Consider the following 17,088-nt stretch of genomic DNA (forward strand, 5'->3'; position numbering starts at 1 on the left):
GGGACGGGGCGGGGCGCGGGTCAGCCCTTGACGGCCCCCGAGGTCAGTCCGGCGACGATGCGCCGCTGGAACAGCAGCACGAAGACGATGATCGGCACGGTGATCACCATCGCGGCGGCGGCGATCGACCCGGCCGGCTCCTGGAACTGGCTGCTGCCGGTGAAGAACGCGATCGCCGCCGGGACCGTCCGCGCCGACTGCGTCGAGGTGAGGGAGATCGCGAAGAGGAAGTCGTTCCAGCAGAAGATGAAGACCAGGATCGCCGTCGTGAACACCCCGGGCGCCGCCAGCGGCGCGATCACCAGTCGGAACGCCTGCGCGGGCGTCGCCCCGTCGACCTTCGCCGCCTTCTCCAGGTCCCAGGGGATCTCCCGGAAGAACGCCGACAGCGTGTAGATCGCCAGCGGCAGCGAGAAGGTCATGTACGGCAGGATCAGCCCCGGCCACGTGTCGAACAGCCCCAGGGCCCGCTCGATGTCGAACAGCGGCGAGACCAGTGAGATCGGCGGGAACATCGCGATCAGCAGCGACAGCCCGATCAGCAGCCGCTTCCCCGGGAAGCGCAGCCGGGCCACCGCGTACGCGGCCATCGTGCCCAGCACCACGGCGACGGCCGTGGCGATCAGCGCGATGCCGATCGAGTTGACCAGCGCCCGGGTGAACACCGACGTCTCGAAGATCCCCCGGTAGTTGTCCCACGTCCACTTCGTCGGGACGACACTGCCGTCCGTCAGCGTCGAGGGGTCCTTGAAGGACAGCGCCGCGATCCACCAGACGGGGAACAGCGCGTACGCCACGACGGCGACGTTGGCGATCGCCCACCCGGTCACATGCCGCTTTCCCGCACGTGCCATCAGCGGTCACCCTCCCCGGCCCCGGGGGCGGCCGCCCCGAACAGCTTGACGAACGCGAAGGCGATCAACGCCACACACAGGAAGATCAGCACGGAGACCGCCGATCCGATGCCGAGGTTGAGCGCGGTGAACAGGTTGTCGTAGCCGAGGATCGACACCGAGCCGGTGCCGTGCGCGCCCGCCGTCAGCACGAAGACGCTGTCGAAGACGCGGAACGCGTCCAGGGTGCGGAACAGCAGCGCCACCAGGATCGCCGGCTTCATCAGCGGCAGCGTCACCCGGGTGAACCGCTGCCACCCGCCCGCCCCGTCCACCATCGCGGCGCGCAGCGTCTCCTCCGGCACCAGCGCCAGCCCGGCGAGCAGCAGCAGCGCCATGAACGGCGTCGTCTTCCACACCTCCGCCAGGATGATCAGCCCCAGCGCCGGCCACCGCTCCGTCAGCGGCGCCTCCCCGGCCGGCAGCAGCGCGGCGAGGTAACCGATGCCGGGGGTCCAGGCGTACTGCCAGGAGAACGCGGCGACGACGGTGACGATGCCGTACGGGACGAGGACCGCCGTGCGGACCGTGCCGCGCCCCAGGACCGTGCGGTGCATCACCAGCGCCAGCGCCATCCCGAGCACCAGCTCGACCGCGACGGACACGACCGTGATGAGCAGCGTCACCCAGAACGCCTCCCACCAGAACGGGGACGACAGCACCGCCGCGTAGTTGCCCAGCCCCACGAACTCCGCCCGGTCGGGGAAGCGCAGGTCGTGGCGTTGCAGCGACAGGTAGACCGCGTAGCCGATCGGGTACGCCGTCACGGCCGCCATCACCAGCACGGCGGGCGCGCACAGCAGCCAGCCGAGCCGGCGCTCCTGCCGCGCCCCCTCGGGGAGCCGCGCAAAGGCCGTCGCTCCCGGCCCCGCCGCGCCGTTCCCGGCCCGTTCCCCGGCGGCGCGTCTCACGGGATCAGCCCCTTCGACTGGAGGGCGTCCTCGATCTGGTCCCCGATGGTCTCCACGGACCGGCGGGGGTCGATCGCCGAGGGCGGGGACAGCGTGTGGGCGATGACGACGGACACGTTCTGGTAGGCGGGGGTGCGGGGGCGGACGCTCGCGTTCCGCAACGACTGGTAGATGGCGTCGGCGAACGGGTAGCTCCGGACGAACTCCTCGTCCGCGTACAGCTCCCGCAAGGTCGGCGGCAGTCCGCCGTCCACGGCCGCCGCGATCTGGTTCTCCCGGTTGCGCAGGCACAGCGCCGCTTCGAACGCCTGCCGGGGGTGGCGGGAGTACGCGCCGATCGCGAGGTCGATCCCGCCGACCGTCGGCCTGGCGGGCCGCGAGGCGTCCACCCTCGGGTACGGCGCCCAGCGGAAGTGCCGGAACAGCTCCGGGTTGTTGGCCTTCATCGACGGGTGGACGAACGGGTAGTTCACCTGGAACGCCGCCCGCCCGGACTCCATCGCGAGCCGGTTCTGGTCCTCCATCTGGTTCGGCAGCGACGGGTCGGCCGCCGGCGACCTGGCGAGGTCCCGCATGATCGTGGCCGCCCGGACCGCGGGCCGCCCCAGCGACGGCGCGGTCGCGTCGGCGTCGAGGATCGAGCCGCCCGCGCTGGCCACGAGCGTGTTGAACCAGACCGTCAGCCCCTCGTACTGGGCGCCCTGGACCTCGACGTGGTGCGGTTTGCCCTCGGCGGCCAGCCGGCGGGCGACGGCCAGCATCTCCGCCCAGGTGCGCGGCGGGCGGTCGACGAGGTCGGCGCGGTACCAGAGCAGTTGCGTGTTGGTGTTGTACGGGACCGCGTACAGCCGGCCCTTCCACGTGCCGGTCCGGAGCGGTGCTTCGAGGGTGCCCCGCTCGGCGCGGCGGCGCGCCCCGCCGGTCCACGGCAGGACCCAGCCCGCCTCGGCGAACTCGGCGGCCCACGTGACGTCGAGGCCCATGATGTCGATCGAGTCGTCCTCGGCGGCCAGCCGGCGCACCAACTGCTGCCGCTGCCCGTCGGCGGTGCGCGGCAGCTTGTGGTACGCGATCCGGTAGCGGCCGTTCGACGCGCGGGAGCAGTTGCGCGCCGCGGCGGCCAGCGCCCCGGAGTCGTCGGGGAAGTTGTACCAGTTCAGCGTCGTCGGCCCGGCCGGCTCGCCGGAGCCGCAGGACGCCAGGGGCGAGGCCAGCAGCGGCAGCACGAGCAGCGCCCGCAGCCCGCGCACCGCGCCGCGCGCCCGGCCCGGGCCCCTCCCGGTACCGCGCCCACCGGCCCGGAGCGGCCGCCGGCGGGCGGAGTCCTCCCGGACCTCTCCTGACATGGGGTCGACGGTAGGCCCCGGCGGGGGCCCCGCACGCGCGGCACAGGCGGTTGCGGCACACGGCCACCCGAGTGGCCGACGCCCCGACCGCCGCCTTTGGCCGGGGCGTCCACGGAGCCCCGGCCGGGGCGGCGGTCGGGCCTGTGCCGGTCGCCGCTACCCGCCGGGCCCGTACCCCGGTGCGTCCCCGGCGTCACGGGGCCGCGCGCGGCCCGGGTCCCACCGCGGCGGTCGTACCCGGACCGGCCCCACCCACAGCAGCCCGCCGCCGTGCGCCGGGGCCTCCCGGCGGGGCTCCACCCGCACGGCGGGGGCGGGGCGGGGCCGCCGCCGGGCGTCGTGCGCGCGGCGGCCGTCGTCGTACGCCGCACGTCGCGCCGGGTCGCGCAGCACCCGGTACGCGGCGACCACCTCGTCGAACCGTCCGGCGGACGCCCGGCGCTCCGCCTCGCCCCGGCCCGGGGCGCCGTCCGGGTGCAGCGCGCGGACGAGCCCGCGGTACGCGGAGGCGATCTGCTCGGCCGACGCCGTCGGCGCCACCCCCAGCACCGCGTAGGGGTCGCGCCGGACGCCGCCCGCGTCCTGCCCTGTCGCCACGGTCATCACCTCGCAGCGGTCCGTACCCCCGTCCCCCCTCAGGCGGAACCCGCGGGGATCAGCCGAGGGAGCGCCGGTCGTGGTCGCTGGCCCGGCGCAGCTCGTCCGTGCGCCGCGCCACGTCCTCGACCCGCGCGGCCAGCTCCGGGTGCCGGCCCCGCAGGTGCGGGCCGGTGGCGGCGAGCGGGCCGATGAGGCCGGCCGCGTCGTCCCCGGCGAGCGCCTCGGTGAGCCGGCCGATCGGCGACCGGGCCTGCCGGGCGAGGTCGTCGAGCGCCGTGATCTGCCCGGCGAGCTGCCGCAGGTCCGCGGCGTTGCGCCGGGCCCACGCGCTCACCGACCGGTCGGCGGCCCGCCGGTCGCGGGTCGCCTTGACGCGCTGGTCGCCCGTCGTGCCGTGGCCGCCGCCGGGCCGCAGGCGCAGGTACCGGCGCTCGGCCGCCTGCCGGCTGGCCACGCCGAGCGGACCGGCGAGGTCGGCCCAGCTGGCGCCGGCCGAGCGGGCCGCCTCGATGAGCGCGGGCTCCCAGTCCGCCAGCCGCCGCCGCACCTCCCTGAGCAGGAGCAGGGCCGCGAGGGCGTCCTCCGTGCCGGGCGGGGGGACCTGCGGCCCGCTCCCCCCCTCGCCCGCCGGGGCGCCGTGCGCCGTGCGGATCGCCTCGTCGATCGCGCTCAGCGCGGTCGCGGCGGCGACGAGGGAGCCGGGGGCCGGTGAGTGCGGCGTCGGCTGCTCGGCTTCGCTCACAGGGCCTCCTTCACGGGAACCAGTGGTCATCGGTCCGATGACGCAGGGGATTGTCATTCTTTCGATGACGGAGGGCCTTGTCATCATCTGGATGACGAAGTGCATTGTCATCACTTAGATGACGAAGGGAATTGTCATCGTTCCGATGACATGTTACAACAGGACACAGGTGACCGCATTGGCATGGAGCGTCCGAGCCAGTGGAGGTGGTTCACGATGTTGATGCGCACCGATCCGTTCCAGGAGTTCGACCGGATCGCCCAGAGGCTGCTGGGCGCGTCGGGGACGTGGTCGCGGCCCACCGCGATGCCGATGGACGCGTACCGCGAAGGCGACGAGTACGTGATCGCCTTCGACCTGCCCGGCGTGGACCCGGACGCCATCGACGTCGACGTCGAGCGGAACATGCTGACGGTGAAGGCCGAACGCAGGCCGCAGGCGAAGGCCGAGGGCGTGCAGATGGAGCTGTCCGAGCGTCCCCTGGGCGTGTTCTCCCGCCAGGTGATGCTGGCCGATACCCTCGATGTGGAGAACATCAAGGGCGACTACGACGCGGGTGTCCTGACCCTGCGCATCCCGATCGCCGAACGCGCCAAGCCGCGCAAGATCGCCATCAGTGCCGCAGGCGACGGCTCGCGCAAGGAGCTCGGCGGCTGATCGGACCCCGCTCGCAGCGCGGACGGAGGGCGGAGGAGTCCGCCCTCCGCAGGCCGGAAAGGACGCGCGATGCAGATGAGATGGGAGCCGTTCCTGGACGCCGTCCAGGACCGCGGCGAGTACGCGTCACCGCAGGAGGCGGAGCGCGCCGCCAGGGTCGTCCTGGCGCTGCTCGGCGCGCACCTCGTCGGAGAGGTGCGGGCGGAACTGGCCGCCCGGCTGCCGGAGACCTTCGAGCTGATCCTGCTCAACCCCCTCCAGGCCGCCGAGCCCCTCTCCCCGGAGCGGTTCGTCCGCGCCACCGCGGCGTGGATCGAGGGAGCCACCGAGGAGACCGCCAAGTGGGACGTCGGCGCCGTGCTGAGCGTGGTCGCCGACGCCGCGGGCGACGACCTCATGCGCCGCGTCCTGCTCCAGCTCCCTCCGGGGTACGACCTTCTCTTCGGCCGCCCGCGGGCGGCCTGACCACCACAGACGACACACGGCCGCCCACGGGCGCGACCGGGGAGGAAAGGCTTTCCAGCATGACGTGGCAGGAACTCGTGGACCGCATCCGCACCGCCGGCCGCTACGACTCCGACGCGGAGGCGGAACGCGTCCTGCGGGCCGTGCTGACGGTACTGGGCGGCCACGTCATCGGCGACGAACGCTGCGAACTGGTACGGGTCCTGCCCGCCGAGGCCGGCGCCCTCCTCGCCGCCCAGATCCCGGTCACGGAGCCCGTCGCCGCGCCCGAGTTCGTCGAGCGCGTCGCCCGCGCCCTCGCGCCGCTCACCCCCGCCGAGGCCCGTTGGGCCACCTCCACGGTCCTGGGCGTCGTCGGCGCGCACGTGGGTGACGACCTCACGCGGCGGATCCTCGCCGGCCTGCCCCGGGGCTACGCCCTCCTGTTCGGCCTGGTCGAACTGGCCCCCGCCGCCTGACGACCCGCCACCCACCCCTTTCCGTGCGGGTAGTGTTCGAAAATACGTCGGCTGCGTCGAACGCGTCGACGGCATCGAGTACGCCACGTACGAGGATTAGGGGAGGGACCGCGGTATGCGGAAGATTCTGCGCGGAGGGCGGCGCCGGCTGGGCGCCCTGGGAGCGGCCGGGGCGCTGCTGGCCACGGGAGTGGCGGGGGCGAGTGGGACGGCGGCGCACGCCGCGGACGGCGCCAACGGCCCGGTCGTCCTCACCACGCCCGGCGTCGCCGCGGGCGGCCAGGCCGTCCACACGGTGACGGTCGACGCGGCGGAGGGCGGCGTACTGACCCTCGGCTTCCAGACCGCCGACGACCAGCGGCCCTGGGGCATGCGCGACGAGTGGTCCATCGGCCTCACCGTCGGCGCCCCGGACGGCGTGGAGCAGCCGTGCACGTACCCCGGGTCCGCCCTGCTCCTCGAAAAGGTGAGCTGCGAACTGCCGGCGGGCCGGCACACGCTCACCTACCGGGTCTCCGCGTCCGCCTCCGTGCCCTCCTGGCACATCGTCGTCGACGCCCGCTTCGCCCCCGCGTCGGGGGCGGCCGACGCCACCGCCGCCGGCCGGTTCGACGTGGCCGGCGTCAGCGCCGTGCCGATGGACTGGGACGTCCTCGCCCGCGACCGGAGCGGCGACATGCGCGCGTACGGCTCCTACGAAGGGGAGGGGTCGGCGCTGGACGTCGAGTGGGGCAAGGACCTCGGTGTGAACTGGGGCCAGTACGACCGCCTCACCAAGCTCGCGCCGATCGACGTCCGCGGCCGCGGCGGCGACGTGGTGGCGCGCGACGCGTCCGGCGTGCTCTGGTACCACCGGCTCGCCGGCGGGGGGCGCACCTCCTTCGAGCCCCCGGTGCGGGTCGGCTCCGGCTGGGGCGCGTACCGGTCGATCCGCGGCGCCGGCGACCTGACCGGCGACGGCCGACACGACCTGCTCGCCGTGGACGGTTCGGGCGTGCTCTGGCTGTACCGGGGCACGGGTGACCCGGCGCGGCCCTTCGAGGCCCGTCGCCAGGCCGGCACCGGCTGGAACATCTACACCTCCCTCACCGGTGGCCTCGACGTCACCGGCGACCGGAAGGCCGACCTGATCGCCCGCGACGGCTCCGGCGCGCTGTGGCTCTACCAGGGCACCGGCGACGGCAACGCCCCGCTCCAGGCCCGCCGCCAGATCGGCACCGGCTGGAACATCTACGACGTGCTCGTCGCGTACGGCGACGTCACGGCGGACGGCCACCCGGAGCTGCTCGCCCGCGACACGGCCGGTGTCCTGTGGCAGTACACGGGCACCGGGAACGCGGCGGCGCCGTTCCGGTCGCGCGTCCAGGTCGCCCAGTACTGGGACGGGTTCGACGCCATCCTCTGATGGTACGTCAGGTCCGGTGCGCCGCCGCCCGCGGCCGGCCGGTCAGCGGGTCGGTCGGTCGGCCGGTCGGTCGGCGGGCTGGTCGGCCAGCGGGCGGAAGTGGCGGGTGAGCGCCCAGGCGGCGACCCGCTCGCCCGTCCGCGTGCCGACCGTGTTCGCCGTGCGGGTGTGGATGCCCGCCCAGGTGCGGGCGCCCACGCAGTCCCGGTTGTACTCGTAGGCGGAGGCGTAGTAGCGGGTCTCCTTCGCGAAGGCCGACGTGATGCGCAGGTCGAGGAACGGGCTGTCGGACAGCAGCGTCAACGTCCGGGCCAAGGCGCCGGTGGTGGTGGTGTGGCCACTGAGGTAGTCGGGGTGCGAGGGGGTCTCCAGGAGCGGCTCCCACGCGGGGTCGGCCTGGGTGCGGGGGTTGTTGTCGCGGTCGGCCTCGCGGATCGCGGTGATGGGCCGCCAGGTGCCGTAGTGCAGCTTGGCGTCCCACGCGGCGATCGTCGCGTCGATCTGGACGGTGTTGACGGCGGCGAACAGGCGTGCCGTGTCGACCAGGTCGAGGCCGTTCCGCGCGGCACGGTCGGCCAGGGCGCCCTGCAGGTCGAGGTCGACGAAGAACCGCGCGGTGTCGGTCTGCCACCGGCTCCGCACCCGGCTGTTCTTCGCGCCGTACGCCTTCACCTCGTTCAGGTCGGCGGCGTAGCGGGCGGACGGCAGCGCGGGCGGCGGCCCGGGACGGAACCGGTCGGGCCGGTCCATGAGCAGCGGGCGCAGCCGTGCCAGCCACGCGGTGGTGAAGGGGCGGTACGCCGACGGTGTGGGGCGCCAGACGCCGGGGGCGGGGGAGGCCGGGAAGGCGACCCGGGCGCCGTGGCCGTCGTTCTTCCGCAACGCGATGACGTGGGTGGCCGCGCGGTGGCCGAACGCCACCCCCGCCTTCTCCGCCCACCCGTCCGGCACCGCAGCGAGCGAGGCGGCGTGGGCGGCCCTCAGCCGGGCCGCCGCCTGCGGGAAGTAGTGCCGCAGCACGTCGTGGGCGGCGGTCGCGGCGGCGGCCACGGCCGACGCCGTACGAGGCGCCCGTCCGTTCCAGCGGTACGGCTCGTACCGGCCTTCGATCCCGACCACCGCGTTGTACATGCCCGTCGAGACGAGGGCGTGCCACAGGGCCTTCTCCGGCGAGATCAGACGGTTCTCGGGGTCCACGACCTCCGCCGTCAGCCGCGCCCAGTCGGCGATGACGGAGCCGGGGGCGGAGGCGGAGGGCGCGGTCTGCGGCGCCGGTGCCGCAGGTGCGGGGACCGGCGCCACGATCGCCGTCAGACCCAACAGCGTGGCCGCGGCCGCCAGGGTCCGGCGCGGTGACGTCCTCATCGATCTCTTATGCACTTTTATCCCTTTTTGGTCGATATCCGTCATTCACACCTTCGGCGTTCGGGCGGGAAGCGCAATCGCACTCGCCGCTCCAGGTGCTCCAAGCACCCGTACGGAGTCGACCCGGGACCCATGTCCGTTTGATTACTATTTCAGGGTATTGATTAAATACATATGACTTGTCTATTTTTGGGGTGAGGTGGCGGGGGGCGGGCGGGAGGCGCAAACCGTGATGTCGGTCACGGCGGGCGGACGGCGGAATTCCCCGGACGCCGCGCGGGGGCACGGAATTCACCGCCGAACGGGGCTGCAATGGATCATCGGCCGGAATTCCCGCCCTTGTTCCTCCCGGCGGATTTCGTTTACGGTCACCGTCATTCCGGAGGGAACGCCGAATCCTGCCGCCTTCCGGATTCCAGCACCCACACACGCGCGCTCGGCAGGAGCGGGGGAACCAGGTAAGTCGCCGGTCCGGTGTCCGGAGCGGCTAGGGGTGAAGTCGCGGGAGACCGCGGCCGGGCATCTCCCGCCCGAACCCGACAGCTCACCTCGCAGGCGTCGGAGAGGAAAATCCCCATGCCCGCACAGGGTAAGCACCGTCGCCCCAAGAACAGCCGCCTCAGCCGCGGGCTCGTCGTCGCGAGTACCGGCGGGGCCGCCCTCGCCCTGCCCCTGACCGGCGCCGCCACCGCCTCCGCCGCACCGGTCGCGGCGCCCGCCGTGGCCGTCGTCGCGCCGGCCGCCGCCGTCCAGGCCGCCAAGCCCGTGACGTACACCGTGGCCGTCGGCGACACCCTTTCCGGTATCGCCGGCGAGCATTCCGTGAGCGGCGGCTGGAAGAAGCTGTACGAGGACAACAAGAAGGCCATCGGTGACGACCCGTCACACATCCGGCCCGGTCTGAAGCTCACCATCGGCGCCGCGGCGGCGGCTTCGGCGGAGCGTTCCGAACCGGCCCGCGCCGACCGCTCCGAGGCCCGCGCCGTCGTCACCCCCGTCGCGGTGAAGACGTACGCCGACAACCTCGACGGCTGGATCAAGGAATCGTTGGACATCATGGCCCAGCACGGAATTCCGGGAACCTACGACGGAATTCACCGCAACGTCATGCGCGAGTCCTCCGGCAATCCGCTCGCCATCAACAACTGGGACTCCAACGCCGCCGCCGGGACGCCCTCCAAGGGACTCCTCCAGGTCATCGACCCCACGTTCAGCGCCTACCACGTGCCCGGCACGTCCCTGGACCCGTTCGACCCGGTCGCGAACATCACCGCCGCGTGCAACTACGCCGCCGACCGGTACGGCTCCATCGACAACGTCAACGGCCCGTACTGACCCGCCCTCCGGGTATCCGACGCGCCGGGCCCCGGCCCGTCGGGTGCCCGGTCGCGCACGTCAGCGGTAGAGGGCCGGCCGCTCCACCAGGCCGACCTCCACCCGGCGGCCCTCGGCCCGCGCCCGGAGGGCCGCCTCGCAGACGGCCGCCGCCGCGTACCCGTCCCAGCAGCTCGGGCCGGTGGCCCCACCGCGCAGGGCGGCGTCCACCCAGGCCCGCACCTGCCGGTCGTACGCCTCCTCGAACCGCTCCACGAACCCCGGCGCGATCGAACCGCCCCACCGGCCGCCCGCGGCGACGAGCATCCCGTGCGCGTCGCCGATCCGCGCGGTGCCGTTCTCGCACACCGCCTCGGCCTGCACCTGGTACCCGAAGCGGCAGTTGACGTAGACCTCCACGTCGGCGAGCGCCCCGCCGTCCGTCTCGAAGACCGCGAACTGCGGGTCGTCGACGCCCTCGGGGGCGTTCCCCGACGGCCGCGGCCGCATCACCGTCACCGCCGTGATCTCCTGGCCCAGCAGCCACCGCGTGACGTCCATCTCGTGGACCGCCGAGTCGCCGAGGAGCATCTCGCCGGTGAACCAGGGCGGCGACGAGGCGTTGCGGTGCCGGTGGTGCAGCATCAGCGGCCGACCCAGCCCGCCGCCGTCCAGCAGCGCCTTCAGCCGCAGGTATTCGGCGTCGTACCGCCGCATGAAACCCACCTGGACCAGCCGCCTGCCCAGCCGCTCCTCCGCCCGCAGCACCCGCAGCGCGGACGCCGCGTCCGGGGTGAGCGGCTTCTCGCACAGCACCGGCAGCCCGCGCCGGAGCGCCGCCATCAGCGCCGCCTCGTGCGCCGGACCGGGGGAGGCGACGAGCACGGCGTCCACGCCGGGCGCGGCGATCGCGGCGGCCGGGTCGGTGTACGCCGCGCAGCCGTCGACACCGTCCGCGACGGCCTTCGCCCGCTCGGCGTCCACGTCCGCGACGGCGGCCACCCGCGCCCCGCTGATCACCCGGTCGATGCGGCGCACGTGGTCGGCGCCCATCCGGCCGGCGCCGACGACGGCCACGCCGAGCGTTCCGCGCTGGGTCATGGTCGAAGGTCTCCTTCCCCGAGGTCCGGGAGGTCGGAAGGTCCGGCAGGTCACAGGGACCGGGGGCCCTGGATCCGGAGGGACCGGGAGGCCCCGGGGGCTGGAGGGCCCGGAGGGACCGGGAGCCCCGGGGTCCGGCAGGTCCGGAGGGACCGGGAAGCCCCGGGGGCCCGCCGGTCAGGCACCGCAGGAGCGGAGGAACCGGCGCGTGCGCACCGCGATCGGCAGCGGCCGGTCCGGCGGGCACGGGTACATGTCCTGCTCCACGATGGCGAACAGGTCCACGCCGAGCCGCTGCGCCGCCGCGAGCACCGGTTCGAGTGCGGGGACGCCGGACGGCGGCTCGCACATCACCCCGCGCCGCACGGCCTGCCCGAACGGGACGCCGTTCTCGACGACCTCCGCCAGGACGGCCGGGTCGACCTGCTTGAGGTGCAGGTAGCCGACGCGCTCCCCGTACGTCTCGATCAGCTTGACGCTGTCGCCGCCGCAGTACGCGTAGTGCCCCGTGTCCAGGCACAGCGAGACCAGGTCGGGATCGGTCGCGTCGAGGAACCGCTCCACGTGCTCCTCCGTGTCGAGGTGCGTGTCGGCGTGCGGGTGGACGACGATGCCGAGGCCGTACCGCTCCCGCACCTCGCGGCCCAGCCGCTCCGTGCCGCGGGCGAGGTCCGCCCACTGCCCGGCGGTCAGCTCGGGCGGTTCGACGACCTCGGCGGTCCTGTCGTCCCGCCAGAACGAGGGGATGACCACCAGGTGCCGCGCGCCCATGGCGCGGGTCAGCTCCGCGACCCGGCTCACCCGTTCCCAGGTCGCGTCCCAGACGGCGGGGCCCCGGTGCAGGGAGGTGAAGACCGTGCCGGCGGAGACCTTCAGGCCGCGCCGGGCGGTCTCGTCGGAGAGCCGGGCCGGGTCGGTCGGGAGGTAGCCGTACGGGCCGAGCTCGATCCACTCGTACCCGGCCCCGGCCACCTCGTCCAGGAACCTCTCCCAGGGCACCTGCCGCGGGTCGTCGGGGAACCACACCCCCCACGAGTCCGGCGCGGAACCGATCCTGATGCGGTCGAGGGACGGGGTGCCGACGGTGTCCATACGCGGTCCTTTCACCCGGGCGCGGGCGGTGCTGGGCGGTCTGGTACGGGCGGGTTCGACGGTGGTCCGACCCTATCGGCACGATGCCGCGCCGCGGGCGGTGCCCGCTCCGCTCGTCCGGCGTACCGCCACCGCGCGCCGGGGGCGGAGCCACCATCTCCCTCGCCCGTACGGTGGCGTCGCGCACCGCCACCGCGCGCCGGGGGCCGGGGGCCCGCGGGAGGCCCGTCCTCGCGCGGACGGTCCCGCCGCGGCGTGTGAGATCGCTCTCCATGCGGGTCAATGGTGTCCCTGCGGCTTTATCCCCCCGGAGGGGGAGGGCAGTAACGGCGTGAGTGAGCCGACGCCGACCACCGCCGCGCGGAAACCGTCCCGCCGTCACCAGGAGCGACACGCATGCCCGAACCCGCCGACACCGACCCCGAGCCCGCCGACGCCGGGACCGCTGGGACCGCCGGGACCGACACCGGCGTCGAACCGGGCGCCGGCGCCGCGGGCCGGACCCGCGGCGAGCCCTTCGACCTGATCGCCATGGGGCGCGTCGGCGTCGACCTCTACCCCCTCCGGACCGGCGTGCCCCTGGCGCGGGTCGAGACGTTCGGCAGGTTCCTCGGCGGGTCCGCCGCCAACGTGGCCGTCGCCGCCGCCCGCCTCGGCCGGTCCGTCGCCCTCGTCACCCGCACCGGCGACGACCCCTTCGGCGCGTACGTGCGCCGGGCGCTCCGGGAGTTCGGCGTCGACGACCGCTGGGTCACCCCCGTCGACGCCCTCCCCACCCCCGTCACCTTCTGCGAGATCTTCCCGCCCGACCACTTCCCCCTCTACTTCTACCGCTACCCCAAGGCCCCCGACCTGGAGATCCACCCCGGCGAACTCGACCACGGCGCCCTGCGCGCCGCCCGCGTCCTGTGGACGACCGGTACGGGACTGAGCGCCGAACCCAGCCGCGCCGCCACCCTCGCCGCCCTGCGCGCCCGGGCGGGAACCGGCGTCACCGTCCTCGACCTCGACTGGCGGCCCGCGCTCTGGGACGATCCCGCCGAAGCCCGCGCCCACTACGCCGAGGCCCTGCGACACGCCACGGTCGCCGTCGGCAACCTCGACGAGTGCGAGCTCGCCACCGGCGTCCGCGAACCCCGCGCCTGCGCCCGCGCCCTCCTCGGCACCGGCGTCGAACTCGCCGTCGTCAAACAGGGCCCCGCCGGCGTCCTCGCCGTCCACCGCGACGGCACCACCGCCGAAGTCCCGCCCGTCGAGATCGAGGTGGTCAACGGACTCGGAGCGGGCGACGCGTTCGGCGGCGCCCTCTGCCACGGCCTGCTCGCCGGCTGGGACCTGGAGCGGACCACCCGGTACGCCAACGCCGCGGGCGCCCTCGTCGCCTCCCGGCTCGCCTGCTCCTCCGCCATGCCGACCGCCGCCGAGGTGGACGCCCTCCTGGACACCACCGGACCGCTGTGAGGAGAACACCGTGACCAGCAGCCACCACCTGCCCGCCGGCACGGCCGCGAACGGCCCGTACACCGTCGACGTCGGCCCCGCCTCCGCCGGCTGGGACCACTCGGCGCTCCGCGTCCTGCGCCTGCCGCCCGGCGGCCGGCACGCGTACCACACCGGCGGCAGCGAGTGGATCGTCCTGCCGCTCTCCGGCGGCTGCGCCGTCACCGCCGACGGGCGGACCTTCCTCCTGACCGGCCGCCCCGACGTGTTCAGCGCCGTCACCGACTTCGCGTACGTCCCCCGCGACGCCCACGTCACGATCACCTCCCGCGACGGCGGCCGCTTCGCCCTCGCCGGAGCCCGCTGCGAGCGCCGCCTGCCGGCCCGCTACGGCCCCGCCCCCGCCGTCCCCGTCGAACTGCGCGGCACCGGCACCTGCTCACGCCAGGTCAACAACTTCGCCGCGGCCGACACGTTCGACTGCGACCGGCTCATCGCCGTCGAGGTCCTCACCCCCGGCGGCAACTGGTCCTCCTTCCCGCCGCACAAACACGACGAGCACCGCCCCGGCGAGGAGTCGCGGCTGGAGGAGATCTACTACTTCGAGATCGCCGCCCACGGCGGCACCCCCGGCCTCGGCTACCAGCGGGTCTCCCCGTCCGGCCGGGGACGGGGCACCGACCTCCTCGCCGAGGTCCGCGACGGCGACGCCGTCCTCGTCCCGGACGGCTGGCACGGCCCGTCCATCGCCGCGCCCGGACACGACATGTACTACCTCAACGTCATGGCCGGCCCCGACGGCGAACGCGCCTGGCTGGTCCGCGACCACCCCGACCACGCCTGGATCCGCGCCACCTGGCCCGGACAGCCCACCGACCCCCGCCTCCCCCTGTACACCGCCCCCTCGCAGTGAGGTGCCACCGATGAGACCGCCCACCCGCCGCCTCACCGTCGCCCAGGCGCTGGTGCGCTTCCTGACGACCCAGTACACCGAACGCGACGGCGTGCGCCGCCGGCTGGTCGCCGGCACCTGGGGCATCTTCGGCCACGGCAACGTCGCCGGCGTCGGCCAGGCGCTCCTGGAGGTCGGGGAGCGGGCCATGCCGTTCCACCAGGGCCGCAACGAACAGGCCATGGTGCACGCCGCGGTCGGCTACGCCCGGCAACTGAACCGGCTCTCCGCCCAGGCCGTCACCACCTCCATCGGCCCCGGCGCCACCAACCTCGTCACGGGCGCCGCCCTCGCCACCGTCAACCGGCTGCCCGTCCTCCTCCTCCCCGGCGACCACTTCGCCACCCGCACCGCCGACCCGCTGCTCCAGCAACTGGAGCACCCCGTCCACGCCGACGTGTCCGTCAACGACACGCTCCGCCCCGTCTCCCGCTACTTCGACCGGATCACCCGCCCCGAGGCGCTCGTCCCGTCCGCGCTCCACGCCATGCGGGTCCTCGCGGACCCCGCCGGGACCGGCGCCGTCACCCTCGCCCTGCCGCAGGACGTGCAGGCCGAGGCGTACGACTGGCCCGAGGAGTTCTTCGCCGAGCGGATCTGGACCGTGCGCCGCCCCGCCCCCGACCCCGGCGAACTCGCCGGGGCCGCCCGCGCGATCCGCGCCGCGAAACGCCCCCTCCTCGTCGCCGGCGGCGGCGTCCACCACAGCGAGGCCGAGGACGCCCTGAAGGCCCTCGTCGACGCCACCGGCATCCCCGTCGCCTCCACCCAGGCCGGCAAGGGCTCCCTGCGCCACGACCACCCCGCCGACCTCGGCGGCATCGGCCACACCGGCACCGCCGCCGCCGACGCCATCGCCCGCACCGCCGACCTCGTGATCGGCGTCGGCACCCGCTGGACCGACTTCACCACCGCGTCGGGCACCCTCTTCGCCCGGCCCGACGTCCGGTTCGTCAACCTCGGCATCACCCCGTTCGACGCCCACAAGATGGCCGCCCGCCCCCTCGTCGCCGACGCCCGCGCCGGCCTCGCGGCACTCACCGAGGCCCTCGCCGGACACCGCGTCGCACCCGCGTACGAGGCCGAGTACCGCGCCGGCAAAGAACGCTGGGAACACGTCGTCTCCGCCGCCTTCCGGGCCGACGACGGCGCCGTACCGACCCAGACGCAGCTCCTCGGCGCCCTCGACGCCGTCGTCGGCGACCGGGACGTCGTCGTCAACGCCGCCGGCTCCCTCCCCGGCGACCTGCACAAGCTGTGGCGCGCCCGCTCCCCGCGCCAGTACCACGTGGAGTACGGCTACTCCTGCATGGGCTACGAGATCCCCGGCGCCATCGGCGTGCAGCTCGCCGCGCCCGACACGCCCGTCTGGGCCCTCGTCGGCGACGGCACGTACCTGATGATGCCCACCGAGATCGTCACCGCCGTGCAGGAACGGCTCCCGCTCAACCTGGTCCTCGTCCAGAACCACGGCTACGCCTCCATCGGCGGCCTCTCCGAGCGGACCGGCGGCGAACGGTTCGCCACCGCCTACCGCCACCGCGCCGCCGACGGCACCTTCACCGGCGACCCGCTCCCCGTCGACCTCGCCGCCAACGCCGCCAGCCTCGGCATGGACGTCCTGCGCCCCCGCACCGCGGGGGAGGTGCGGGCGGCGCTGGCCGAGGCCCGCGCCTCCGACCGGCCCACCTGCGTGTACGTCGAGACGGCCGCCCCCGGCCCGGCGGAGCCCGGCGCGTTCGCCTGGTGGGACGTGCCGGTCGCGGAGGTCGCCACCCGCGAGGCGGCCGTCGCGGCCCGCGAGGCGTACGCCCGCGAGGCGTCCGCCGTCCGCCGCCACCTGTGACCTGGGCCCCTCAGCCGCCGTACCGCCGTTCGAACACCGCGAACGCCGCCTCCAGGCGCCACTGCGCGGTCGCCTTCGGGTCGGCCGCCGGCAGCCGGCGGCAGGCGGCGCCGGGGGAGGCGTGGCCGGGGGAGGCGTGGCCGGGGGTACGGCGGCGCACTCGGGGACCGGGCGGTGGCCGTCCGCCGCCGGGGCGCCCCGCCACAGGCCGCGGCCGGGCAGGAACGCGTACTCCAGGGACGCGCGGGCCAGGTCCTTCACCTCCCGGTAGCCGAGGCCGTGGACGGTCGCGGCGCGCGCGTACTCGCGGCTGATGTCCGTCCTCGACACGCCGGGGTCGTCCGTGGCGAGCATCACCGGCACGCCGTGCGCCCGGTACACGGGGAGCGGATGGTCGCCGCCGGTGACGCCCAGGACCTGGGCGTTGCTGGTGAGCGGCGCCTCGACGGCCACCTCGCGACGGGCCATCGTACGGAGCAGCCCGCGCCACCCGTCCTCGTG

At 74.6% G+C, this 17,088-nt stretch carries 17 protein-coding genes, 1 pseudogene and 1 riboswitch; of the genes and pseudogenes, 8 read left to right on the forward strand and 10 right to left on the reverse strand.

The window, feature by feature from the left end:
* Positions 1-20 precede the first annotated feature (20 nt).
* The 5 genes from RND61_RS17910 to RND61_RS17930 form a co-directional block, all read right to left on the reverse strand.
* On the reverse strand, positions 21-854 hold the full coding sequence (locus tag RND61_RS17910; RefSeq protein ID WP_315878984.1) for a carbohydrate ABC transporter permease: 834 nt from the start codon (positions 852-854) through the stop codon (positions 21-23).
* Positions 854-1,804: a carbohydrate ABC transporter permease gene (locus tag RND61_RS17915; protein WP_391653659.1), complete on the reverse strand. Its 951-nt coding sequence runs from the start codon at positions 1,802-1,804 to the stop codon at positions 854-856. Before RND61_RS17915 ends, RND61_RS17910 begins: the two co-directional genes overlap by 1 nt.
* Entirely contained in the window at positions 1,801-3,150 is a 1,350-nt protein-coding gene (locus tag RND61_RS17920; protein ID WP_315878985.1) for an ABC transporter substrate-binding protein, read from the reverse strand. Before RND61_RS17920 ends, RND61_RS17915 begins: the two co-directional genes overlap by 4 nt.
* A 156-nt stretch (positions 3,151-3,306) precedes the next feature.
* Positions 3,307-3,747, reverse strand: a complete 441-nt coding sequence (locus RND61_RS17925; RefSeq protein ID WP_315878986.1) for a J domain-containing protein — start codon at positions 3,745-3,747, stop codon at positions 3,307-3,309.
* Between the two features lie 58 nt (positions 3,748-3,805).
* A complete protein-coding gene (locus RND61_RS17930; RefSeq protein ID WP_315878987.1) occupies positions 3,806-4,492 on the reverse strand; it encodes a type III effector protein in 687 nt (228 codons plus the stop codon).
* Positions 4,493-4,708: 216 nt separating this feature from the next.
* On the opposite strand from RND61_RS17930, the gene RND61_RS17935 reads away from it, so the two are divergent.
* The 4 genes from RND61_RS17935 (at position 4,709) to RND61_RS17950 (ending at position 7,477) form a co-directional block, all read left to right on the forward strand.
* Entirely contained in the window at positions 4,709-5,149 is a 441-nt protein-coding gene (locus RND61_RS17935; protein ID WP_315879059.1) for an Hsp20/alpha crystallin family protein, read from the forward strand.
* A 69-nt stretch (positions 5,150-5,218) separates the two neighbouring features.
* Entirely contained in the window at positions 5,219-5,614 is a 396-nt protein-coding gene (locus RND61_RS17940; RefSeq protein WP_315878988.1) for a DUF2267 domain-containing protein, read from the forward strand.
* Between the two features lie 59 nt (positions 5,615-5,673).
* The gene (locus RND61_RS17945; RefSeq protein WP_315878989.1) at positions 5,674-6,072 is read left to right on the forward strand and encodes a DUF2267 domain-containing protein; all 399 of its coding nucleotides are present in this window, start codon (positions 5,674-5,676) and stop codon (positions 6,070-6,072) included.
* 115 nt (positions 6,073-6,187) lie between these two features.
* On the forward strand, positions 6,188-7,477 hold the full coding sequence (locus RND61_RS17950) for an FG-GAP repeat domain-containing protein (protein WP_315878990.1): 1,290 nt from the start codon (positions 6,188-6,190) through the stop codon (positions 7,475-7,477).
* A gap of 42 nt (positions 7,478-7,519) precedes the next feature.
* Here the strand turns inward: RND61_RS17950 and RND61_RS17955 are convergent, their stop codons facing one another.
* Positions 7,520-8,842, reverse strand: coding sequence for a vanadium-dependent haloperoxidase (locus tag RND61_RS17955; RefSeq protein ID WP_315878991.1), 1,323 nt, complete (start codon positions 8,840-8,842; stop codon positions 7,520-7,522).
* Between the two features lie 409 nt (positions 8,843-9,251).
* A riboswitch (cyclic di-AMP (ydaO/yuaA leader) is annotated at positions 9,252-9,415 on the forward strand.
* A gap of 3 nt (positions 9,416-9,418) precedes the next feature.
* Between RND61_RS17955 and RND61_RS17960 the strand changes: the two genes are divergently transcribed.
* Positions 9,419-10,177: a LysM peptidoglycan-binding domain-containing protein gene (locus RND61_RS17960; protein ID WP_315878992.1), complete on the forward strand. Its 759-nt coding sequence runs from the start codon at positions 9,419-9,421 to the stop codon at positions 10,175-10,177.
* A 60-nt stretch (positions 10,178-10,237) separates the two neighbouring features.
* Here RND61_RS17960 and RND61_RS17965 read toward each other — a convergent pair whose 3' ends face one another.
* On the reverse strand, positions 10,238-11,257 hold the full coding sequence (locus RND61_RS17965; RefSeq protein WP_315878993.1) for a Gfo/Idh/MocA family protein: 1,020 nt from the start codon (positions 11,255-11,257) through the stop codon (positions 10,238-10,240).
* 177 nt (positions 11,258-11,434) lie between these two features.
* Positions 11,435-12,349: a sugar phosphate isomerase/epimerase family protein gene (locus tag RND61_RS17970; RefSeq protein ID WP_315878994.1), complete on the reverse strand. Its 915-nt coding sequence runs from the start codon at positions 12,347-12,349 to the stop codon at positions 11,435-11,437.
* A gap of 531 nt (positions 12,350-12,880) precedes the next feature.
* Here RND61_RS17970 and iolC point away from each other — a divergent pair.
* The 3 genes from iolC to iolD are packed head-to-tail and all read left to right on the forward strand — an operon-like array spanning position 12,881 to position 16,587.
* Positions 12,881-13,810 (forward strand): 5-dehydro-2-deoxygluconokinase, encoded by a 930-nt coding sequence (iolC, locus tag RND61_RS17975; RefSeq protein ID WP_391653684.1) that lies wholly within the window; start codon positions 12,881-12,883, stop codon positions 13,808-13,810.
* Between the two features lie 10 nt (positions 13,811-13,820).
* On the forward strand, positions 13,821-14,702 hold the full coding sequence (iolB, locus tag RND61_RS17980; protein WP_315878996.1) for a 5-deoxy-glucuronate isomerase: 882 nt from the start codon (positions 13,821-13,823) through the stop codon (positions 14,700-14,702).
* A gap of 10 nt (positions 14,703-14,712) precedes the next feature.
* Positions 14,713-16,587, forward strand: coding sequence for a 3D-(3,5/4)-trihydroxycyclohexane-1,2-dione acylhydrolase (decyclizing) (gene iolD / locus RND61_RS17985; protein ID WP_315878997.1), 1,875 nt, complete (start codon positions 14,713-14,715; stop codon positions 16,585-16,587).
* Between the two features lie 10 nt (positions 16,588-16,597).
* Here iolD and RND61_RS32715 read toward each other — a convergent pair whose 3' ends face one another.
* Both RND61_RS32715 and RND61_RS32720 read right to left on the reverse strand, forming a co-directional pair.
* Positions 16,598-16,747: a hypothetical protein gene (locus RND61_RS32715; RefSeq protein WP_391653664.1), complete on the reverse strand. Its 150-nt coding sequence runs from the start codon at positions 16,745-16,747 to the stop codon at positions 16,598-16,600.
* Between the two features lie 116 nt (positions 16,748-16,863).
* Positions 16,864-17,055, reverse strand: a pseudogene (locus RND61_RS32720) (adenosine deaminase); the annotation flags it as partial.
* Positions 17,056-17,088 lie beyond the last annotated feature (33 nt).

It is taken from the genome of Streptomyces tamarix, assembly GCF_032423885.1.
Lineage (GTDB): Bacteria > Actinomycetota > Actinomycetes > Streptomycetales > Streptomycetaceae > Streptomyces > Streptomyces tamarix.